18 protein-coding genes are annotated in these 19,435 nt (G+C 61.4%); 8 read left to right on the top strand and 10 right to left on the bottom strand.

Translation table 11 applies throughout. The features are described from left to right. Window positions 1–152: 152 nt before the first annotated feature. A complete protein-coding gene (locus ACQZ5G_RS05815; protein ID WP_020812494.1) occupies window positions 153–935 on the top strand; it encodes a glycosyltransferase family 32 protein in 783 nt (260 codons plus the stop codon). A gap of 84 nt (window positions 936–1,019) precedes the next feature. On the opposite strand, the gene ACQZ5G_RS05820 is transcribed toward ACQZ5G_RS05815, so the two are convergent. The 4 genes from ACQZ5G_RS05820 to ACQZ5G_RS05835 form a co-directional block, all read right to left on the bottom strand. After that, window positions 1,020–1,985 carry an alpha/beta hydrolase family protein gene (locus tag ACQZ5G_RS05820; protein ID WP_448737437.1) on the bottom strand — a complete coding sequence of 322 codons (966 nt, stop codon included), beginning with the start codon at window positions 1,983–1,985 and terminating at the stop codon, window positions 1,020–1,022. A gap of 174 nt (window positions 1,986–2,159) precedes the next feature. Then, window positions 2,160–3,785 carry a cisplatin damage response ATP-dependent DNA ligase gene (locus ACQZ5G_RS05825; RefSeq protein ID WP_448737436.1) on the bottom strand — a complete coding sequence of 542 codons (1,626 nt, stop codon included), beginning with the start codon at window positions 3,783–3,785 and terminating at the stop codon, window positions 2,160–2,162. Window position 3,786: 1 nt separating this feature from the next. Further along, entirely contained in the window at window positions 3,787–4,803 is a 1,017-nt protein-coding gene (locus ACQZ5G_RS05830; RefSeq protein ID WP_448737435.1) for a ligase-associated DNA damage response exonuclease, read from the bottom strand. Window positions 4,804–5,109: 306 nt separating this feature from the next. Continuing rightward, window positions 5,110–6,639: an MDR family MFS transporter gene (locus tag ACQZ5G_RS05835; RefSeq protein ID WP_269828009.1), complete on the bottom strand. Its 1,530-nt coding sequence runs from the start codon at window positions 6,637–6,639 to the stop codon at window positions 5,110–5,112. Between the two features lie 141 nt (window positions 6,640–6,780). On the opposite strand from ACQZ5G_RS05835, the gene ACQZ5G_RS05840 reads away from it, so the two are divergent. Continuing rightward, window positions 6,781–7,296, top strand: coding sequence for a MarR family winged helix-turn-helix transcriptional regulator (locus tag ACQZ5G_RS05840; protein WP_003522221.1), 516 nt, complete (start codon window positions 6,781–6,783; stop codon window positions 7,294–7,296). A gap of 82 nt (window positions 7,297–7,378) precedes the next feature. Beyond that, the gene (locus ACQZ5G_RS05845; RefSeq protein WP_059754022.1) at window positions 7,379–8,038 is read left to right on the top strand and encodes a glutathione S-transferase family protein; all 660 of its coding nucleotides are present in this window, start codon (window positions 7,379–7,381) and stop codon (window positions 8,036–8,038) included. Between the two features lie 179 nt (window positions 8,039–8,217). Here ACQZ5G_RS05845 and ACQZ5G_RS05850 read toward each other — a convergent pair whose 3' ends face one another. Continuing rightward, window positions 8,218–8,838, bottom strand: coding sequence for a glutathione S-transferase family protein (locus ACQZ5G_RS05850; protein ID WP_003522219.1), 621 nt, complete (start codon window positions 8,836–8,838; stop codon window positions 8,218–8,220). A gap of 134 nt (window positions 8,839–8,972) precedes the next feature. Next, on the bottom strand, window positions 8,973–9,971 hold the full coding sequence (locus tag ACQZ5G_RS05855) for an asparaginase (protein WP_448737434.1): 999 nt from the start codon (window positions 9,969–9,971) through the stop codon (window positions 8,973–8,975). A gap of 73 nt (window positions 9,972–10,044) precedes the next feature. On the opposite strand from ACQZ5G_RS05855, the gene ACQZ5G_RS05860 reads away from it, so the two are divergent. After that, a complete protein-coding gene (locus tag ACQZ5G_RS05860) occupies window positions 10,045–10,797 on the top strand; it encodes a DUF3750 domain-containing protein (RefSeq protein ID WP_269828012.1) in 753 nt (250 codons plus the stop codon). 4 nt (window positions 10,798–10,801) lie between these two features. Here the strand turns inward: ACQZ5G_RS05860 and ACQZ5G_RS05865 are convergent, their stop codons facing one another. Next, on the bottom strand, window positions 10,802–12,145 hold the full coding sequence (locus ACQZ5G_RS05865) for a chloride channel protein (protein ID WP_448737433.1): 1,344 nt from the start codon (window positions 12,143–12,145) through the stop codon (window positions 10,802–10,804). Window positions 12,146–12,295: 150 nt separating this feature from the next. On the opposite strand from ACQZ5G_RS05865, the gene ACQZ5G_RS05870 reads away from it, so the two are divergent. Together ACQZ5G_RS05870 and ACQZ5G_RS05875 are read left to right on the top strand one after the other, a co-directional pair. Then, window positions 12,296–12,568 carry a YlcI/YnfO family protein gene (locus tag ACQZ5G_RS05870; RefSeq protein ID WP_443408033.1) on the top strand — a complete coding sequence of 91 codons (273 nt, stop codon included), beginning with the start codon at window positions 12,296–12,298 and terminating at the stop codon, window positions 12,566–12,568. Next, entirely contained in the window at window positions 12,565–12,864 is a 300-nt protein-coding gene (locus tag ACQZ5G_RS05875) for a type II toxin-antitoxin system RelE/ParE family toxin (RefSeq protein ID WP_142843916.1), read from the top strand. The genes ACQZ5G_RS05870 and ACQZ5G_RS05875 overlap by 4 nt, the downstream gene beginning before the upstream one ends. 3 nt (window positions 12,865–12,867) lie before the next feature. Here the strand turns inward: ACQZ5G_RS05875 and betA are convergent, their stop codons facing one another. The 3 genes from betA to betI all read right to left on the bottom strand — a co-directional run bounded on the left by betA (window position 12,868) and on the right by betI (window position 16,838). Next, window positions 12,868–14,517: a choline dehydrogenase gene (gene betA, locus ACQZ5G_RS05880; RefSeq protein WP_448737432.1), complete on the bottom strand. Its 1,650-nt coding sequence runs from the start codon at window positions 14,515–14,517 to the stop codon at window positions 12,868–12,870. A gap of 215 nt (window positions 14,518–14,732) precedes the next feature. Beyond that, the gene (gene betB / locus ACQZ5G_RS05885; RefSeq protein ID WP_448737431.1) at window positions 14,733–16,205 is read right to left on the bottom strand and encodes a betaine-aldehyde dehydrogenase; all 1,473 of its coding nucleotides are present in this window, start codon (window positions 16,203–16,205) and stop codon (window positions 14,733–14,735) included. Between the two features lie 12 nt (window positions 16,206–16,217). Then, entirely contained in the window at window positions 16,218–16,838 is a 621-nt protein-coding gene (gene betI / locus ACQZ5G_RS05890; protein ID WP_020812509.1) for a transcriptional regulator BetI, read from the bottom strand. Window positions 16,839–17,206: 368 nt separating this feature from the next. Here betI and ACQZ5G_RS05895 point away from each other — a divergent pair, with 368 nt between their 5' ends. Together ACQZ5G_RS05895 and ACQZ5G_RS05900 are read left to right on the top strand one after the other, a co-directional pair. Then, entirely contained in the window at window positions 17,207–17,443 is a 237-nt protein-coding gene (locus ACQZ5G_RS05895; RefSeq protein WP_448737430.1) for a ribbon-helix-helix domain-containing protein, read from the top strand. Window positions 17,444–17,625: 182 nt separating this feature from the next. Beyond that, window positions 17,626–19,428 (top strand): GGDEF domain-containing protein, encoded by a 1,803-nt coding sequence (locus ACQZ5G_RS05900; protein ID WP_003520458.1) that lies wholly within the window; start codon window positions 17,626–17,628, stop codon window positions 19,426–19,428. Window positions 19,429–19,435: the final 7 nt, after the last annotated feature.

Below are 19,435 nucleotides of genomic sequence, written 5' to 3' on the forward strand. Positions count from 1 at the left end.
ATTCCATTCGCGTGCAAGACGGCCGGGTCTCGTCAATCAAGGCCCGGCCGTCTCATTTACGGCATATTGACAAACTAATTGCGTCCAATAAATACCGCGTACCGCCGTTTCCACGCGCGTGACAATCGATTCCACGCGCAGGAGCGCTGAACTTGGCAAAGCATGGCTATAACCGCATCGCGTACCGCGCGATCAAGATCGGTGGAAACATCGCCAAGGTCATCTTTTCCATCGATTTGTTCATCCGGCCCGGCAGAAGAAAAACGCTTCCGCAATATCAGCCAGCCAGACGCAGCCCGAAATCGGAAAAGGCCATTCCCCGCATCATCTGGCAGACGAATTACTCCAACCGGGTAACGACGCCAATCTATGCGAATTTCCTGTTCAACCGGTGGCTGACGCCGGAATTCGAATATCGCTACCATGATGACGAGGCGTGCCAGACCTATATCGACCGGCATTTTCCCGGACGTTACGCCGACGCCTTCCGTCGCCTGCAGGTGGGCGCCGCCAAGGCGGATTTCTGGCGTATTCTGGTGCTGCTGCAGGAAGGCGGCATCTATCTCGATATCGATTCCAATTTTGCGGCCCGCCCCGAGGATGTGATCGGCCCGCAGGAAGAGGCCGTTTTCATCGCCATGAAAAGCGGCGAGATCACGAATTACTTCATGGCCTCCAGGCCCGGCCACCCGGCGCTCAGGCTGATGGCCGACCGTATTTCCCAGAATATCGAAGACGGAACGCTCGCCAGCGTCTACGACATGACCGGCCCGACAGTGGTGCATGCCGTCGTCAAGGAACTGGGGCTTCCGGTCCGCAATTACCGCGAAATGTGCACCCAGGGTCAGTTCACCAACAAGCGCGCCCAATATGCCGACAAAAAAGACGGCGCATGGTGGGCGGAGCAGGCCAAGACGTCCATCGTCAAGAACTAGGGCATCTCCGGTAAACGTGCGAAGCGGTTTACCGGACGTGCTCCTGAACCTCAGACGTTCCTGGACAGCGGCACAGTTCGCATTTCAGACGAAGGCGTTGAAAAGGCGGATGCTCTCCTCCACCGCATGCGGCACCACGCCAATATGGGTGCCGGGCAACAGCTTCTTGTCGACCTTGAAGCCGGATGTCAGGGCGCGATCCACGAAAAGCTGGTGATCGGCATCGAAAGGCCGTTCCTCCGTGCCGCGCAGAAGCAGTGCCGGACATTTGAGGCTGGGTCCGAAACAGACGGAGGAACGCATGATGAATTCGCGCTCGTCGGTCTCGTCGAAACAGATCTCGTCGCTATAGCGATTGAAATAACGCCAGGAATTGACGCCGGCGGAGATGGGTGCTGCGGCGCGAAACCTGCGGCTCATGGCGGCCAGAAGCGTCAGCGTGCCGCCATTGGAATGGCCAGCGATGAAGAAGCGGTTTCTGTCGATGCCGGGAAGGTTTTCCAGATAGGTGGCCGCCGCCAGCGCATCCGCCGTTTCGTCGTAGAAACCGGAATAATTGCCGCTCTGGCCGTTTTCACCACGGAAGGACGGTAGAAGCACGACATAGCCCGCTTCCCAATAGGGCTTCATCAGCGCCCAATGGCCGTCTCCGGTGGCATTGCCGCCATGAAGAAAAAGCACGGCGGGCTTCAGCGTTTTTGACGGCTGGTAATGGGAGAGCCAGGCGACAAGTTCGATGGAGCCATCCGGCCCGCCGGGATAGGTGACACGTTCCGCCCCGGGCGGCGTGCCGAGCGCCGAGGATTTTTCCGGCGCAGCCATTTTTCGCAAGAGATGGGTGTGGAACCGTTTGCGCGCCTCCGCATAATCCTGCCGCTCCAGCGGCAGCACCTCGGGCGCGGCAACGCCCGCTTTCGCACGCAGCGGCAAAAATGCAGCCGCTGACAGCCCCATGGCGCCGACCAGAAGGCTTCGCCGGGTCAGGCTCGGCAAGATGGTGCCGCTCTCTTCCTGTCCGAAGGCTGAGGAAAGAAAGCGTTTGTCTGCCATATGGTCACCTGAAGGGATGGTTGTAACAGCAGTTCAACACTGCGGCGGGAGGCTGTCCAATCACGGATTCGCGAATGACAACAATGTATTCGCAGCCATCATGGCAATTTCTGGACAGCGTCTTCCCCGTTCCCGTGCCTGCCACGGAGGATGACGGGGCGGCCAAGGCGCGCCCTACCCCTCCACGCCATCGATCATCGCCACCAGCGTCGAGAGCCTGTCCGCCTCCGCCGGCAGCTTGTCGGCGCGCAGCCGCGCAATGCGCGGAAACCGCATGGCGACGCCGGATTTGTGGCGGGTGGAGCGGTTGATGCCCTCGAAGGCCACCTCCAGCACGAAGCCGAAATCCGGTGTGGCGCGCACCGCCCGCACCGGGCCGAAACGCTCGACCGTGTTGTCGCGCACGAATTTGTCCAGCACCTCCAGCTCCGCATCGGTGAAGCCGAAATAGGCCTTTCCGACGGGCACGAGCTGTTCGCCATCCTCGCCTTCCGCCCAGACGCCGAAGGTGAAATCGGAATAATAGCTCGACCTTTTGCCGTGGCCGCGCTGCGCATACATCATCACGGCGTCGATATTATAGGGATCGCGTTTCCACTTGAACCACGGCCCCTTGGCGCGGCCGGCCTGATAGGCGCTGTCGCGGCGCTTGATCATCACGCCCTCGATCACCGGATCGGGCGGGGCGGCGCGCAGCGTGTCGAGTTCCTGCCAGCTGGAAAAGCCGATCAGCGGCGAGAGGTCGAAACGATCATGCGGCGCGTGCTCGATGATATTCGACAGGCGGCCGCGGCGCTCCATGTAGCTTTCGGCGCGAATATCGCTCTCGCCCTCGAACAGCAGGTCATAGGCGCGGATGAAGGCTGGATAATCATCCAGCATCTTCGCTGTGACCGACTTGCGGTTCAGCCGCTGCTGCAGGTCGGAAAAGGTGCGGGTGAGATTGTTGGAGCGCGCTGTGCCGCCGATCAGCAACTCGCCGTCCATCACGCCTTCGAAATCTATCGCCTCCAGAACATCGGGAAAGGCGCCGGAAATATCGTCGCCGGAGCGGGAATAGAGTTTTCGCGTGGCGCCGGCGCGGGACAATTGCACGCGAATGCCGTCCCATTTCCATTCGGCGGCGTAATCGGCAGGGTCCAGCGCATCGAGATCGCCGTCGGCCACCGGCGTCGCCAGCATCACCGAATGGAAGATGGCGGGTGTGGCCAGTACCGGCCGCCCGGACTTCCCCTCAAGCCATGCGAAAAGCGGCGTATAGGGCGGCGTCAGCCCGTGCCAGAGGGTCTCGATTTCGGTGATGTCTTTCCCGGCAAAATCGGCCAGCGCCTGCCGGGCCAGCCGCGCCGAAACGCCGATGCGCAGGCTGCCGGTGGCGAGTTTGAGGAAAGCGAAACGCGAGGATGTATCGAGCCGGTCGAGCAGATCGCGCACCGCGCTGCGCACCTCCGTGCGGCCGAGCGAATTCATCAGGGTGACGACGTCGCCGAGGCGCGGGTCCTGCGCCTCGGAATCATCCGCTCCGCCGATATTGCCCCAGACCAGCGATATGGTCTCGGCAAGATCGCCGACATAATCATAGGAATAGCGAAACAGCACCTCGTCCATCCGCTCCAGCACCAGCTCGCGCAGCAGGGCGGGTTTGACGCTTTTGAGGTCCAGCGTGCCGGCAATCGCCGCCAGCCCGTAACCCCGGTCGGGATCGGGCGTATCGCGGAAATAATCGGTCAGCAGCTTCAGCTTGCCGTTGCGCGAGGGAGTGAGAACGAGCCGGTCGAGCAGCGTGGCGAAGGCTTTCATCTCAATCCCCCTCATCCTCGTAACCGACAAGATGCAGCGGTTTGGCGGCAATGCCCTGCAATTCGCACCAGCGCACCAGCGCCTCCTCACGGCCATGGGTGACCCAGACGGCCTGCGGGGAAATTTCCTTGATCGTCTCCAGAAGTTCCGGCCAGTCGCAATGGTCGGAGATCACCAGCGGCAGTTCCACACCGCCCTGTTTGGCGCGTTGCCGCACCATCATCCAGCCGGAGGCGAAAGCGATGAGCGGTTCGTTGAAGCGCCGCGCCCAACGTTCCTGAAAAGCCGATGGCGGACCGACGACAATCGCGCCCTTGAAGGCGGAAGGATCGCTTTTTTCGAGCGTTGCGGGGCGCAGATCGCCGAGATCGATGCCCTGCGAGACGTAATAATCGCAAAGCCGCGCCAGCGCGCCGTGAATATAGATGGGATCGGAATAACCGTTGTCCCGCAAAAGCCGGATGACGCGCTGTGCCTTGCCGAGCGAATAGGCCCCGACAAGATGGGTTCGTTCGGGAAACTGTTTTATGGAGGTGAGCAGCTTGCCGATTTCCACGCGCGGCAGCGGATGGTGAAACACCGGCAGGCCGAAGGTGGCCTCGGTGATGAAGACATCACAGGGAACGGTCTCGAAGTGCGCGCAGGTGGGGTCGACGCCGCGCTTGTAATCGCCGGATGCGACGATGCGCAGGCCGTTCATTTCCACCGAGATTTGCGCCGAACCCAGCACATGGCCGGCGGGATGGAAACCGGCGGTGACGCCGTTCACCTCCACCGTCTCGCCGAATGCCACCGCCTGCTCGCTGCCGCAGAAATCCTCACCATAACGGATACGCATGATATCCAGCGTCTGGCGCGTGGCCAGCACCGCGCCATGGCCGGCGCGGGCGTGATCGGAATGGCCATGGGTGATGAGCGCCCGCGCCACCGGGCGCACGGGATCGATATAAAAATCGCCCGCCGGGCAATAAAGGCCCTTGGGCGTGGAATTCAGGAGCTGTTCCGGCTTCATATTCATTGAGATAGGGCCGCCCGCGCGAATGTAAAGTGCTGCGAGAATAACGCGGAACGGGCGTTAAATTTCCAGCGTCGGTGTTTTTGTTTTACGGGACCATGGTGGTGAGACACATTGCACGGCCCCTCCTTTCCCTCATTCCTGTGCTCGTCACAGGAATCCAGCCAACGCGCGTCCGCGCGGTGGGGAGAGTTCTTTCAGCCCAAGGACTTGGGCTGGCTGGATCCCTGTGACAAGCACAGGGATGAGGGTATCGTGAGCAACGTGCAAGGTGCGTCAATCCCATCGCACCGTCTTAGGTGACAGCTCTTACTCCCCCGCCCCTTCGGCCGGCTTCGCCTGCACCGCCGCCGGCAGTCGCACCGGTTTCAGCATCAGCGCCGCCGCAAGGCCGATGGCGGCGGTTGCGGCCGCGGCGAAGAAGAGCGGCGTAAACGCATCCGAATAGAGCGAGGCGACGGCGGCCTGCGAGGCGGCCGGGAGTTCGGAGAGCATTTTCGGCGTCAGTTCCTCGATCTTGCCGACGCCGGGAATATCGACCGCCACGCCCTTGAGGCTCGACGATACGATGGCGCCATAGACCGAAATGGCAATGGCAGCGCCACCCATGCGGGTCAGCGTCACCGCGCCGCTCGCCGCACCGATATCCGCCTTGGGCGCGGAATTCTGCACGCCGATGATCGGCGCCTGCTGGCCGAGGCCGACAGCAAAGCCTTGTGCCAACATGAGGACCGCAATCACCCAAAGCGGCGTTCCGGCATGCATCTGCGTGAACAGCAGCATGGCGATGAGGTTGATGGAGAGACCCGCCACCGAGAAGGGCTTGTAGACGCCGGTGATCGAAATCAGCCGTCCCGCCGAAAGCGAGCCCATGACGATGCCGCCGGTGACGGCGATGAAGAACAGGCCGGCATGGGAGGGTGAAAGCCCGGTCGTGGTCTGCAGGAACAGGGCATAATAATTGACCATGCCGATACCGATGCCGCCGCTGGTCAGCGACACGATCATCAACAGCGGAAAGGTGCTGTCCTTGAAGAGACGCAGCGGCACGACCGGTTCCGGTGCGCGGCGTTCCACCTGCACCCAGAGAAAGGCGGCGATGACGGCGAAAGCGATGATGCCGAGGCTGGGGCCCGCGATCAGCGAGCCGAACAATTCGCTGCTGTCTGCCCAGAAGACCACGCTGGCAATGGTGGCCGCCAAGAGCACCGCGCCGAGATAATCGATCTTCGGCTGGCGGGCCGGCCGACGGTACGGCAGCATCAGCGCCAGCCCTGCAATGACGATAATGCCAAGCGGCAGGTTGATGAGGAAGATCGACCGCCAGCCGAAGAGATCACTCATCGTGCCGCCGAGGATCGGGCCGACGCTGCCCGACGCCATGATGGTGAGGCTGGAATAGCTCTGATAACGGGCGCGTTCGCGCGGTTCGAACAGATCCGCATTGACGGAAAAGATCGACACCATGATTCCGCCGCCGCCAAGGCCTTGCAGAACGCGGGCCGCAATCAGCGAATCCATCGACCATGCCAGACCGCAGGCGAGCGAACCGAGCGTGAAGATGACGACCGCCGCGATCATCACATATTTACGGCCGAACAGATCGCCGAGCTTGCCGTAAACAGGCATGACGGCGCTGGTCGCCAGAAGATAGGCCGAACCGATCCAGCCGAAACGCTCCAGCGCGCCGAACTCGCCGACGATGGTGGGAAGTGCTGTCGATACGATCTGGTTATCGAGGGTCGCCATGAACATGGCCAGCATCAGAAACAGAAAGACGATGAGCCTGCGCCGATGATCCGACACAAGCGGCGCCACGGGGGCGGTGGACATATCCATGAAAAATCTCGTTGGCTTCCGGCAGTTTTGCTGCGACAATTTGTGTGCTATCAGCATATATATGTCAATGGCAAGTTTTTGACATCTGTGTTAATGGCGCTAAATGTGATCGGAAAAAAGCACCGAAAGGGACGATGAAGCGTGGCGACTGAGGAAAACTGGAACGAGGATCTGCCCGAGGACATCAAGCGGATCGGCAATACGATGACGCGCATGCGCATCATGATCGGCCGCCGCATCATCGGCCGCATGGCGCTTGCCAAGCTCGCTCCGGGTCTCGAACTCTCCCATATCGACGTTCTCGATATTCTGCGCCGGGCGGAAGGCGATGTTACCGTGGGTGCGATTGCCGAGGGCATGCGCATCGACCCCTCGCGCGGCAGCCGGGTGGTGGCGGACATGGTGGGGCGCGGCCTGCTGAAACGCGGCGTTTCCCAGGAGGACGGCCGCCGCAGCATTGTCGAGATCACGCCACTCGGCACCAGTCTTTTGCAGGAAATGCGCCGGACCAAGATGAGCGTCATCGAGGACGTGATGGATGGATGGCCAGCGGAGGATGTGGAGACATTCGCCCGCCTGTTCGAACGCTTTATCGACCGTTTCGAATATCGTCTGTCGCCGGATACGGACTTCTTCACGGATCAGAAAAAATCATAGCTGCCCCGGCGATCTGCAACTTCACTTTAAAACGACGAAACCGTAACGTGCCGCGCATCGAACTGGTCAAGGGGTAATTTCGATGTTGACGATCTACGGTGTCTACCGTTCCCGTGCCACGCGCACGCTGTGGCTTGCGGGTGAACTGGGCATAGAATTCAAGCATGTGCCCGTGATACAGGCCCGCCGCCTTGCCGATCCGCTGGCTGCGGATGCGCCGCTCAACACGCTGTCTCCCGCATTTCTCGCCGTCAACCCGATGGGCACCATTCCCTGCATCGAGGATGACGGCATGGTGCTTTACGAATCCATGGCCATCAATCTCTACCTTGCCCGCAAATATGGCGGGCCGCTCGCCCCGATCGACCTGAAGGAAGATGCGGCGATGCTGCAATGGTCTTTCTTCGCTGCCACTGAAATCGAGACCAATTCGCTGAAGATTTCCTCCGCCATCGCCGAAGGCCTTTCGGAAAGCGATAGCGGCAAGGCCGTGATCGATGTCGCCGCCCGCCTGCTGAAGCGCCCCTTCCGGGTGCTGGAGCAGCATCTTTCCAGCCACGACTATCTGGTGGGCGACCGTTTCACCGTCGCCGATCTCAACGCGGCGGAAATCGTTCGTTACGCGCAGGGCCACAAGCCGCTGTTCGATGCCCATCCGGCGCTGAAAGCCTGGCTGGATCGTTGCCAAGCCCGCACAGCGTTCAAAACCATGTGGGACAGCAGGGCCGCCGAGGCGGCCTGAGCGGGAGAGCACTCCGCGCTCCTTCTTTCTCCACCCTCATTCCTGTGCTTGTCACAGGAATCCAGCCGACGCGCGTCTGCGCGGCGGGGAGAGTTCTTTCAGCCCAAGGACTTGGGCTGGCTGGATCCCTGTGACAAGCACAGGGATGAGAGAGCAGCACAAGACCGAGTTGGAGCCTCTCAGCCCCTCTCGCCCGCCAGCGCCCGCTGCACCGCCGGGCGGTCGTTCATGCGGCGGAAGTGGTCGTGCACCTTCGGGAAACGGGCAATATCCACCCCATCGCTTTCCAGCCAGCCGGACATGACGAAAAGATAGGGATCGGCAACCGAATAGGCGGTGCCAAGAACCCATGGGCCGTGCAGCATGCCGTGCTCGATCAGTTCGAAGCACTCGCCCATGGTCTGCGGCACTTTCGCCTTCATATCCGCAAGCGAACTCTCCTCATTCGCCCAGCGGCTGCCGCGCCGGCCATGCGCGTGGGCGACATGCACGGTGGAGGAAATGAAGGCGTTGAAGGACTGCATCAGCGCGAATTCGAACGGATCGTCGAGTGGCGCGAGCTTCTTTTCAGGCGCCATCTGCGCGATGAAGGCGAGGATGGCGGGCGTCTCCGTCAGCACGCCGCTTGCCGTGGCCAGTGCGGGCACGCGGCCCTTGGGATTGATCTTTAAAAATGCCTCGGAGCGTTGCTCGCCCTCCGCGAAATTGACGCGGTGGGCCTTGTAAGGCAGGCCGGATTCCTCAAGCACGATATGGCTGGCGCGAGAGCAGGAACCGGGGGAGAAAAACAGTGTGAACATGGATATGCGACCTCCAAAGCAATGAAGCGCCCGTTTCTTCCTCATGCGGACGCCGCCCCTCGGCGGCCATGGGATGGCCGTCACATGCAGGGCACGTCATCATCGTGCCCGCAACCGGCCGCGTCAAAGGTTATTTAAAGCCCGACGACTCTGACATCGCCGACATGGATGCCGTTCCAGTTGCGCATCTGCCGGTTCGCCATGCCGCTCAAAGCCTGTCGCTCGGCGCTGCCTTCATCGAAATAGCGGGCCAGCAGTGCCGAAACCATGGCTTCCGCCGCACGCGTCGTGCCGTCTTCGCATTTCACCGCCATGGCAATGCCCTTTTCCGGCAGGGCGGCGACGAAGACGCCTTCCGCGCCGGTCTTTGCGAAGATTTTTCCTGGTGCGATCTGCATCAGTTTCGTGCAGGCGCGGCCGGTGCCCGCCACGTAAAAGGGCTCCGCCATGCAGGCCTCGACGAGACGGCGCGAGGCTTTCGCACGGCCCGTTTCCAGCCCCCTGCCCGTCGCCATTTTCGCGAAACCATGCGCCAGCCCTCTGAGCGGAACGGCATAGGTGGGGATGGAGCAGCCATCCACGCCGCAATTGTCCTGACCGAGAGCAGCACCCGTCAGGCTTGCCATCGTGGCGCGGATTTCCCGCTGCAGCGGATGATCGTAACCGACATAGCCCTCTGGGTCAGTGCCGGTGTGGCAGCAGGCGCAGATGAAACCGGAATGTTTGCCGGAGCAATTATTGTGAAGCGCCGTCGGCTTTTCCAGCGTGCGGGCCTGATGGATGATGGTTTTCTGGTCGGAAGACCAGTGCGCGCCGCATTCCAGCGTATCGGCATCCCTGCCCGCTTTCGCTAGCATCGAAGCGGCGAGCTCGACATGCGCGTCCTCGCCGGAATGGGAGGAACAGGCAAGCGCCAGTTCGCGGTTGCCGAATTGATAGGCATCCGCAGCACCGCTTTCCACCAGCGGCAGCGCCTGCATGGCCTTGCAGGCGGAACGCGGGAAGATGCCGCGCTCGATATCGCCAGCCGAAAACAGCACACCGCCATCGCCATCCACCACCGCGGCAAGGCCCTGATGGCGGCTTTCCACGAGGTTGCCGCGGGTGACTTCGACGGTAACGGAATTGTTCATGTTCGCAGCCTCAAAAAATTCTGATTTCATGTGGTTGATACCGCAATTGATTTTTCGATGCACGGGGCTATCAGTGAAATTTGCAAAACGTCTGCTGCTGGCGATTGCCGTTATCTATCTGCTTCCCGCACTGGCATCGGCCGGGCTGTGGGCCATGCGGGACCATCCGCAGGGCTGGCGCGATGCCCGCTGGTCTTCGTCCGGCGTCCTTCCCCAGGCGGACGCCGATGAACAGGCTGCGGTCTATGTGTTTTCCGCCATGACGGGCGGCTTCAAGGGCTCTGTCGCCAGTCATGCCTGGATCGTGCTGAAAAAGCCGGGCGCGAAAGCCTATGACCGCTATGACAAGGTGGGTTGGGGCACGCCGATCCGCCGCAATGGTTATGCGGCGGATGCCTTCTGGTATTCCAACACACCGCGCCAGGTGGTGGCCATTCATGGCGCAGAGGCGGAAAAGCTGATCCCGAAGATCGAGCAGGCTATTTCCGATTACCCCTATGGCCGGCCGGGCGGCTATCGCATCTATCCCGGCCCCAACTCCAACACCTTCGTCGCCCATGTGCTGCGCAGCGTGCCGGAACTCGGCGTCGTGCTGCCGCCGGATGCCGTGGGCCGCGATTATCTGCCGGACGGCGCGTTTTACCACATCGCCGACGACTGGAAGGATGCAAGCGTTTCGCTCGGCGGCCTGTTCGGCATTTCGGCCGGTGCGCGCAGCGGTTTCGAGATCAATTTTCTCGGTCTTGTCGCCGGCATCGATTTCAGCCGGCCCGGCGTGAAGATACCGGGGCTCGGTTATTTCGGCGTGGCCGGCATCCGCGCGTAAGCGGTTACGTTTCGCTGGCCTGAGCGGCGCGCCGGGCGCGGATGCTCTGGGCGATGAAGACCCGCGACAGGCCATGATAAAGCGGCTCGCGGGAGAAAAGCCGCGATGTCAGATATCCGAGCATCGATGCGGCCATGATGGGCATGACGCCTTCATGATTGCCGGTCATTTCAAGGATGATGACAAAGGCTGTCATCGGCGCCTGCACCACGCCCGCAAAATAACCCGCCATGCCGACGATGGCGCCAAGGCCAATGCTGGTGCCGAGCAAGGTGGCCATGGTGCTGCCGAAGCCCGCGCCCACCGACAGCGACGGCGCGAAGATGCCGCCGGGAATGCCCGACATCATGGCAAGGAACGTCACCGCCAGTTTTTCGATGAAGAAGAATGCCGGCGCGGCCTCGCCCTCGATTGCCGCGCGCGCCTGTTCGTAACCGGTTCCGAAGGTCGCGCCGCCCGTTGCGATGCCGAGGACGGCGGAGGCCAGGCCGCAGGCGGCGGCGACCGCCAGCATCCGCTTCAGCGGCATGGCCTGCGCGAAGCGCCGGATGCGGGCGGAAAGACGCAAAGCGCCTGCGCTGAACAGCGCACCGAACGCGCCGCCGCCAATGCCACAGACCAGAACCAGCAGCCAGTCCATGGTCGTTTTCGCCATCACCGAACTGGTGCCGAAATAGGTATAGCTGCCGACCAGCGCCAGCGAGGCGAGGCCCGACAGGATGACGGCGGTGAGAACGAGACCATTGGCGCGGGATTCGTAGGCCTTGCTCATTTCCTCAATAGCGAAGACGATGCCCGCCAGCGGCGTGTTGAAGGCCGCCGCGATGCCCGCCGCCGAGCCAGCGAGAATGAGACCCTTCGCCTGCGCCATGCCGCCCCAGCGGGCGGCCTGCAGCATGATCGAAGCGCCAACCTGAACGGTGGGGCCCTCACGGCCGATGGAGGCACCAGACAAAAGCCCGGCGACCGTCAACACCACCTTGCCGAAAGCGAGTTTCAGCGACAGAAGCCGCGAACGGTCCGCATCTTCCCGCAGGTGCCGCGCGGCGATCGCCTGCGGGATGCCGCTGCCGCCGGCATTGGGGAAAACCGTGATCGCGAGCCAGGCGCAGAGCGTGAAGCCGAGCGGCGTGATGATGAGCGGCAGCAGAAACGCCCATTCGCCCGATGAGGTTGCCGCAAAGAAAAGGTGCTGGGCCCGATCCGCCGCCCACGCAAAACCGACGCTGATAAGGCCGACCGCAATCGCGCCGATCCAGAAAACCGCCCTCGGCCTCCACACCCGCCAGGAGCCCCACACGACGCGGGAACGGCGGAGCATCTTCAGCTTTTTGTAGTCGACGGGCATGGCGGTCCAGATCGGTGATTTTGATGGTCGTCATCAGGCGGGAAGTCCGTTTATCCGCCTCTCGGGCGGGGATTGCAAGGTTTTGCATTTGACAGACCGCCCCTATCGGCGCATCCTGCGCATCGCAATTGCAACGCATGGAGACGCAATATGAAAACGGCGACATTGCCTTCGCTGCGGGTAACGGCGGATTTTCGCGAGGCGGCGGAAAGCGTGCTGAAGGACGGCGAAACGCTCTCTTCCTTCGTTGAGGATTCCGTGCGCAGGCAGGTGGAAATCCGTAAATCACAGGCGGAATTTATTGCGCGCGGGCTGGCGTCGCTCGAAGAATCCAAACGGACGGGGATTTTTTATCCAGCCGAAGAGGTGCATGCGGAATTGCGGGCGATGCTCGCCGCCAAGAAAGCTGAGCGTGGCGAGTGACCTTCAATCTCCGGTACACGATTGCGGCCCGAGCGGACATAACACGGCTATATGATTTTCTATTGGAAAAGGATTTTTCGACGGCGGAAAAAGCCGTAGACCGAATCATTTCGACGATTGAGGGACTGAGCGAATTTCCTTTCGCAACGCGCAAGGCGCCTGGGGACAACGCACTCTTACGAGAACTGCTCGTTCCGTTCGGATCTTCCGGTTACATCGTCCTCATTCAAATCGAAGATGCGGAAACCGTGTCCATCCTCGCGATCCGCCACCAGCGCGAGGATGATTACCATTGACCCTCACCGGTCGCTGACGGCCGCGCGCGGGTTTACCCATGGTTCCTGATTGGAGCGTGGCAGCGGGGTTTTGCCGAGAATGTGGTCCGCCGCCTTTTCGCCGGTCATGATCGACGGGCCGTTGAGGTTGCCATAGGTCACATGCGGGAAGATCGAGCTGTCCGCCACCCGCAAGCCCTCCACCCCGATCACCCGGCATTCGGGATCTACGACGGCCATCGGGTCGTCCCTGTCGCCCATGCGGCAGGTGCCGCAGGGGTGATAGGCGCTTTCCAGATGCTCCCGCAAAAAGGCGTCGATATCCTCATCCGTCTCCACGTTTTCGCCGGGCTGGATTTCCGGCCCGCGAAAATCGTCAAAGGCTTTCTGGCTGAAGATATCGCGCGTCAGGCGCACGCAATGGCGGAATTTTTCCCAGTCTTCCGGGTGGCTCATATAGTTGAAGCGGATGACCGGGTCGTCATGCGGATCAGCCGAGCGCAAGGTAACATTCCCGCGCGATTTCGACAGGTTGTAACCCACATGCACCTGAAAACCATGGCTTTTCGCCGCCGCCTTGCCATCGTAGGAGATGGCGACCGGCAGGAAATGATACTGGATATCAGGCTGTTTCAGACCCGGTGCTGAGCGGAGGAAGGCGCAGGCCTCGAACTGGTTGGAAGCGCCAAGCCCGCCTTTCGACAGCAGCCATTGCGCGCCTGCCACGCCCTGCCAGAACCATGGCAGCCATGAATAGAGCGAGACCGGCTTGGTGGAGACCTGCTGGAAATAAAACTCCATATGGTCCTGAAGATTTGCGCCGACACCGGGACGATCCGCCTTCACCTCGATGCCCATGTCTTTGAGATGCGCGGCGGGGCCGATGCCTGAGAGCATCAGCAGTTTCGGCGAATTGAAGGAGGAGGCCGAGACGATGACCTCGCGATTGGCCGCGATGGTTTCCACGACGCCCTTGCGCTCGATCTCGACACCAACGGCCCGGCCGTTCTCGATGACGACCTTGCGGGCGAAGCCGTTGACCAGCGTGACATTGCCGCGCTTCAGCGCCGGTTTCAGATAGGCATTGGCAGCGGACCAGCGGCGGCCATTATGGATGGTCTGCTCCATCAGGCCGAAACCCTCCTGTTTGGAGCCATTATAATCGTCGGTCAATTCGAAACCGGCCTGCGCGCCGGCCTGAATGAAGGCGTGGAACAGCGGGTTGTTGACCGGACCGCGCTGCACATGCAGCGGCCCATCCGTGCCGCGCCAGCCTTCCTCGCCGCCATGGCTATGTTCCATCCGCTTGAAGTATGGCAGCACATCCGCATAGGCCCAGCCATGCGCGCCAAGCTCTTCCCAACGGTTGAAATCCTCGGCATGGCCACGCACGTAAACGAGGCCGTTGATGGAGGACGAACCGCCGATAACCTTGCCGCGCGGGGCCGTAATCCTGCGGTTGTCGAGGTTCGGCTCGGGCTCGGAGAGATAACCCCAATTATAGCGCTTCATGCTCATCGGCCATGCGAGTGCGGCCGGCATCTGGATGAAGGGGCCGAAATCCGAACCGCCGGCCTCGATGACGATCACCGAATAACGGCCGTCTTCCGACAGGCGATAGGCGATGGCGGAGCCTGCGGAACCCGAACCGACGATGACGTAATCTGCTTGCATTTCGAAATATCTCCAGAATGAACATCTGCGCCTGTGGCTTACCCCCCTCTGCCCTGCCGGGCATCTCCCCCTCAAGGAGGGAGATCGATATGCGGCGAGGTCGCGCCCATCTCAACGTCAGCGAATGAAGTGGTGGTGGCGCCGCTTGCCGATCTCCCCCCTTGAGGGGGAGATGTCCGGCAGGACAGAGGGGGGTAAGCCCCACCCACCGCCCGTCAATAAGGCGCGTCCACCTTCCCCGTGCTCACATAAACCGTCTTCAGCTCACTATAATGCTCCAGCGCCGCGGCCGAATTCTCTCGCCCGAAGCCGGATTGCTTGGAACCGCCGAAGGGGATTTCGACCGGGCAGAGATTATAGGTATTGATCCAAAGCGTGCCCGCCTCCAGTCGGTCGACCACGCGATGGGCGCGGGCGAGATCGGCGGTGAAGACGCCGCCGGCAAGACCGAATTCGGTGGCGTTGGCGCGGGCGAGAACCTCGTCCTCATCGTCGAAATCCAGCACGCACATGACGGGCCCGAAGATTTCCTCGCGGGCGATGGTCATGTCGTCGGTCACATTGGCGAAGACAGTCGGCTGCACATAGGCGCCCTCGCCTGAAACATTGTTCGGAATGCCGCCGCCGGTGATGAGCGTCGCGCCCTCTGCCTTGCCCTTTTCGATATAGGAAAGGACCTTCTCCTGCTGGGCCTTGGAGACCAGCGGGCCGAGATGGGTGGCGTAGTCCAGCGGATCGCCGAGGATCATCGCCTCGGCGCGGCGCTTCAGATTGTCGAGGAAACGCTCCTTCGCCTTTTTCTGCACGAAGACGCGGGTGCCGTTGGAGCAGACCTGGCCGGAGGAATAAAAATTGCCGAGCATGGCCCCGCCCACAGCGCTTTCGATATCGGCGTCGTCGAAGACGATCAGCGGCGACTTGCCGCCGAGTTCCATGGTCACGTGCTTCAGATGCCCGGCAGCGGCAGCGGCCACCTTGCGGCCGGTCGGGACTGAGCCGGTAAGCGAGACCTTCGCCACATCCGGGTGGTTGACCAGCAGCGGCCCGGTATCGCGATCGCCCTGAATGACGTTGAACAGGCCCTTTGGCAGACCGGCTTCGATGAGGATTTCGGCGATCTTCAAGGCGCCGAGCGGGGTGTTTTCCGAGGGCTTGAAGACCATGGCGTTGCCGGCGACCAGCGCGGGAGCGGCCTTCCAGCAGGCGATCTGCTGCGGATAGTTCCACGCGCCGATGCCGACGCAGACGCCGAGCGGCACACGCTTGGTATAGGCGAAATCACCGCCGAGCGGGATGTAATCGCCATTCAGCGCGGAAGGTGCGATACCGCCGAAAAATTCGAAGGCATCCGCGCCGGACGTCGGGTCGGCGACGATGGTTTCCTGGATCGGCTTGCCGGTATCCAGCGTCTCCAGCGTGGACAGCGCATCGTTGCGCTCGCGCATGATATCGGCGGCGCGTTTGAGGATGCGGCCGCGCGCCATCGGGCTCATCGCCGCCCATTCCTTCTGCGCACGTTTGGCCGCGGCGATGGCGCGCTCGACGATGGCGGGCGTTGCCGCATGCAGCCTCGCGATCACCTCGCCGGTGGCCGGGAAGATGCTCTCGAACGGCGTGCCGGCCGTGTCTTCGACATACACCCCGTCGATGAAATGCGAGGCTTTCGGCTGCGCCTTGAGCGTGGTCATGTCGAAGTCTCCTTAAAGAACGCGGATGGACGGCTTTTGGCGCTGTCCATCGGGAAATGATTTGAGCTGCATGTCGAAATAATCCTCGACAAGCGCCGGTGCGGAAGCAAGGCCGAGCGGCGCCGAGCGCAGGCTGTGGCGAATATAAAGCCCGTCGATCAGGGCCGCCGCCCCTTCCGCGATGCGCGCGGCATCGTCCGGCGGGCAGAGCCGGTTGAGGCTCGCCATGAGGTTGGAGCGCAGGCGGCGCGAATAGAGCACGAGCAGGCGACGGGTTTCTTCCGAGCGCTGCGCCTCCACATAGAAGGCGAGCCACGCCGCAACCGTTTCGGGCGTGAACTGGTCGCTCTGGAAGGAGACATGCACGATGGCGCTCAGCCTTTCGCGCGGGCCGGAAGCGCGGGTCAAAGCCGCCACCGCATCACGCCTGAGATCGCGCAGCAGGCTGCGAATGGTTTCCAGCAGAAGCTGCTGCTTGCTGCCGAAATAATGATGCGCGAGCGCCGCCGACACACCCGCCTCCCGGGCGATATCCGACATCGTCACATTCAGCGAACCGTGATGGCCTATGGTGCGAAGCGCCGCATCCACCAGCGCCTTGCGGCGCAGAGGCTCCATTCCGATCTTGGGCATAAGCGTCTCCTTGATGGCGGCAAAATATTCTTGATTGATCGATCAATCAATAAAAAACGCGCCATTTTATGTCGCTGATTTGCGATGGATCATATTTTCCACCGCCGGGGCATGGTAGTTTCCCGCTCATCGGCCAGCGTGGCGAACCCATGCCGCCGTTTGGCTCACGCCGGAAAAACTAAACCGTGATTTACTGCGAATTGGGAATGGAACGCGTTTCGTGCTAATATCGCTGGTGATATAAATTTCGCTGGAAGCGGCGCCAGACGAAAGACGATAAAAACGCCCGCCATAGACCACGACGGCATCCGATCCGCGAACCGGACATCGAAGGACCGCTCGCAGCGTTTAAAGAAGGGAGTGATATCATGCCAATGGTGACAGTATCGATTTCCCCGGAACAGGCAGCAAGAATGCGCGAGGCCGTGAATTGCGGCGCTTACGCATCCGGCAGCGAGGTCGTCAGGGCAGCGCTGAGACTATGGGCGGCCTCCGCCGGACCTGGCGTGGGCGCAAAGTCCACGGAGCCTGTCGAAGCGGACCGGGAACGCATGAACGTTGCGGAACTTTATGCCGCACACACCGGGCATGTCCGCCGGGCATAAGGCCCGGCGCAACAACCCTCCATATTGAAAGGGTTGTAACAAAACGTTCATCAAAGCTTCACAGTCGTGAAAGCTTTTGTTGACCTGTAATCTGCGATTGTTCGCCGCAAAAGAGACGGGTTCCCGGTGGCGCATTCCACACGGCGCGCCACCAAAGGGACCGGCAATAGCGGAGAATAGAAATGCAGGCCGTCACGCTGGAGAACGATGTCATAAGGCGTTTTGCCTCCGGGCACATGTTTCCCATGGCGAAACTGGTGCTCGAAACGGCCTTTCAGCCGATTGTCGAGGCGACGACAGGCACGATTTTCGGTTATGAATCGCTGATGCGCGGCCATGACCGGCTCGGTTTTTCCAATCCGCTGGCGCTTCTCGACCAGGCTGCCGCCGATGGCGAACTGAAGGCCTTCGAGCAGATGCTGGCGAGCCGCGCTCTCGCAAAATTCTCCACCCTGCCCGATTTCTCCTCCGCCACCCTGTTCCTCAATCTGGATGTGCGGCTGATCCCGCATGGCGACGCCATTCTCGACAAGCTCGTCGGCCATCTGGCGCGGGCGGGCATTCCCGCCTCCTCCATCTGCTTCGAGCTTTCCGAACGTTTCGACAATACCAGCGTGCCGGAATTCACGGCGCTGATTGCCCGCATGCGCAAGGAAGGCTTCAAGCTGGCCATCGACGATTTTGGCGCAGGTCATGGCGAGATGAAGCTGCTCTGCGATTTTCCGCTTGATTACCTGAAGATCGACCGGCATTTCATCACCGGCGTCGACCAATTGCCGCGCAAGCAGCACCTTGTGCGCAACATCGTCAACATCGCCCATGTTCTTGGCGTCAGGGTCATTGCGGAAGGCATCGAAACGGAGGCGGAGTTTCTGACCTGCCGCGAATTCGGCGTCGATCTGGTGCAGGGCTGGCTGATCGCGAGGCCCACGGTCTTCACCAGCGAGCTGCCGGAGAGCTTTCCCCATATCAACCGCATGGGCGTGGCGCGGCGCAGCAGCCAGACGCTGGATGAGATTCTCATCCGCCGCGAAATCGAGCGTCTTCCGACCGTCTTCGAGCATGACAGCGTCGACAGCGTCTTCGAACTGTTCCGCAGAAATCCACAGCAGGCGTTTTTCCCGGTTCTCAACGCCAATGGCGAACCGCGCGGCGTCATCAACGAATATCACCTCAAGGAATATATCTACCGGCCCTTCGGCCGCGACCTGCTCAAGAACAAGATTTACGAGCGCACCATTTCCCATTTCGTCGATCCCGCGCCGATTGTCGGCCTCGATGCCGATGCCGACCAATTGATGAACATGTTCGCCAGCATGGGCGGCAGCGCCTGCATCATCCTCACCGAAAACATGCGTTACGCCGGCATCGTTTCCGCCGCTTCGCTCATCAAGGTCATCAACGAAAAACAGCTGAAGATGGCGCAGGACCAGAACCCGCTGACGGCGCTGCCCGGCAACCGCGCGATTGGCGGCTTCATTGCCGACCGTTGCAGCGATGGCGACGAGGCGCGCTTCTTCTGCTATTGCGACTTCGATAATTTCAAACCCTTCAACGACAAATACGGCTTCAACGCCGGCGACCACGCCATCACCCTGTTTTCGGCGCTGATGCGTCGTTACTTTTTTGCCGGCGATTGTTTCCTCGGCCATATTGGCGGCGACGATTTCTTCATCGGCGTGCGTGACTGGACGGTGGGAGAACTGACGGAAATCCTCGAGCGGCTGCTCAGCGATTTTCACGACGACGTCGCCGAACTCTATTCGGACGAGGACCGCGCCGCCGGCTGCATGAAAGGCCAGGACCGCCACGGTAATGAGCGGGACTTCGCGCTGCTGCGCTGCTCCATCGGCGTTCTGACCTTGCCGAAGGGGTTGATCATCGCCAATCCCGAGCGGATCGGCAGCGAGATCGCGGGTGTGAAGGCGGCTGCGAAGGAAAACGAAGGCGGTCTCGTGGTGCGGGTGTTCGGCGAGACAAATTGACACTCGT

The organism is Agrobacterium sp. 22-214-1, assembly GCF_053522465.1.

What these genes read in the sequence shown, in the direction of transcription:
- ACQZ5G_RS05820 (WP_448737437.1), bottom strand. Translation starts at nt 1,985, where the DNA reads ATGGCAGACAAACGCTTTCTTTCCTCAGCCTTCGGACAGGAAGAGAGC.
- ACQZ5G_RS05825 (WP_448737436.1), bottom strand. Translation starts at nt 3,785, where the DNA reads ATGAAAGCCTTCGCCACGCTGCTCGACCGGCTCGTTCTCACTCCCTCG.
- ACQZ5G_RS05830 (WP_448737435.1), bottom strand. Translation starts at nt 4,803, where the DNA reads ATGAATATGAAGCCGGAACAGCTCCTGAATTCCACGCCCAAGGGCCTT.
- ACQZ5G_RS05835 (WP_269828009.1), bottom strand. Translation starts at nt 6,639, where the DNA reads ATGGATATGTCCACCGCCCCCGTGGCGCCGCTTGTGTCGGATCATCGG.
- ACQZ5G_RS05845 (WP_059754022.1), top strand. Translation starts at nt 7,379, where the DNA reads ATGTTGACGATCTACGGTGTCTACCGTTCCCGTGCCACGCGCACGCTG.
- ACQZ5G_RS05850 (WP_003522219.1), bottom strand. Translation starts at nt 8,838, where the DNA reads ATGTTCACACTGTTTTTCTCCCCCGGTTCCTGCTCTCGCGCCAGCCAT.
- ACQZ5G_RS05855 (WP_448737434.1), bottom strand. Translation starts at nt 9,971, where the DNA reads ATGAACAATTCCGTTACCGTCGAAGTCACCCGCGGCAACCTCGTGGAA.
- ACQZ5G_RS05865 (WP_448737433.1), bottom strand. Translation starts at nt 12,145, where the DNA reads ATGCCCGTCGACTACAAAAAGCTGAAGATGCTCCGCCGTTCCCGCGTC.
- ACQZ5G_RS05870 (WP_443408033.1), top strand. Translation starts at nt 12,296, where the DNA reads ATGAAAACGGCGACATTGCCTTCGCTGCGGGTAACGGCGGATTTTCGC.
- betA (WP_448737432.1), bottom strand. Translation starts at nt 14,517, where the DNA reads ATGCAAGCAGATTACGTCATCGTCGGTTCGGGTTCCGCAGGCTCCGCC.
- betB (WP_448737431.1), bottom strand. Translation starts at nt 16,205, where the DNA reads ATGACCACGCTCAAGGCGCAGCCGAAAGCCTCGCATTTCATCGACGGG.
- betI (WP_020812509.1), bottom strand. Translation starts at nt 16,838, where the DNA reads ATGCCCAAGATCGGAATGGAGCCTCTGCGCCGCAAGGCGCTGGTGGAT.
- ACQZ5G_RS05895 (WP_448737430.1), top strand. Translation starts at nt 17,207, where the DNA reads ATGCCAATGGTGACAGTATCGATTTCCCCGGAACAGGCAGCAAGAATG.
- ACQZ5G_RS05900 (WP_003520458.1), top strand. Translation starts at nt 17,626, where the DNA reads ATGCAGGCCGTCACGCTGGAGAACGATGTCATAAGGCGTTTTGCCTCC.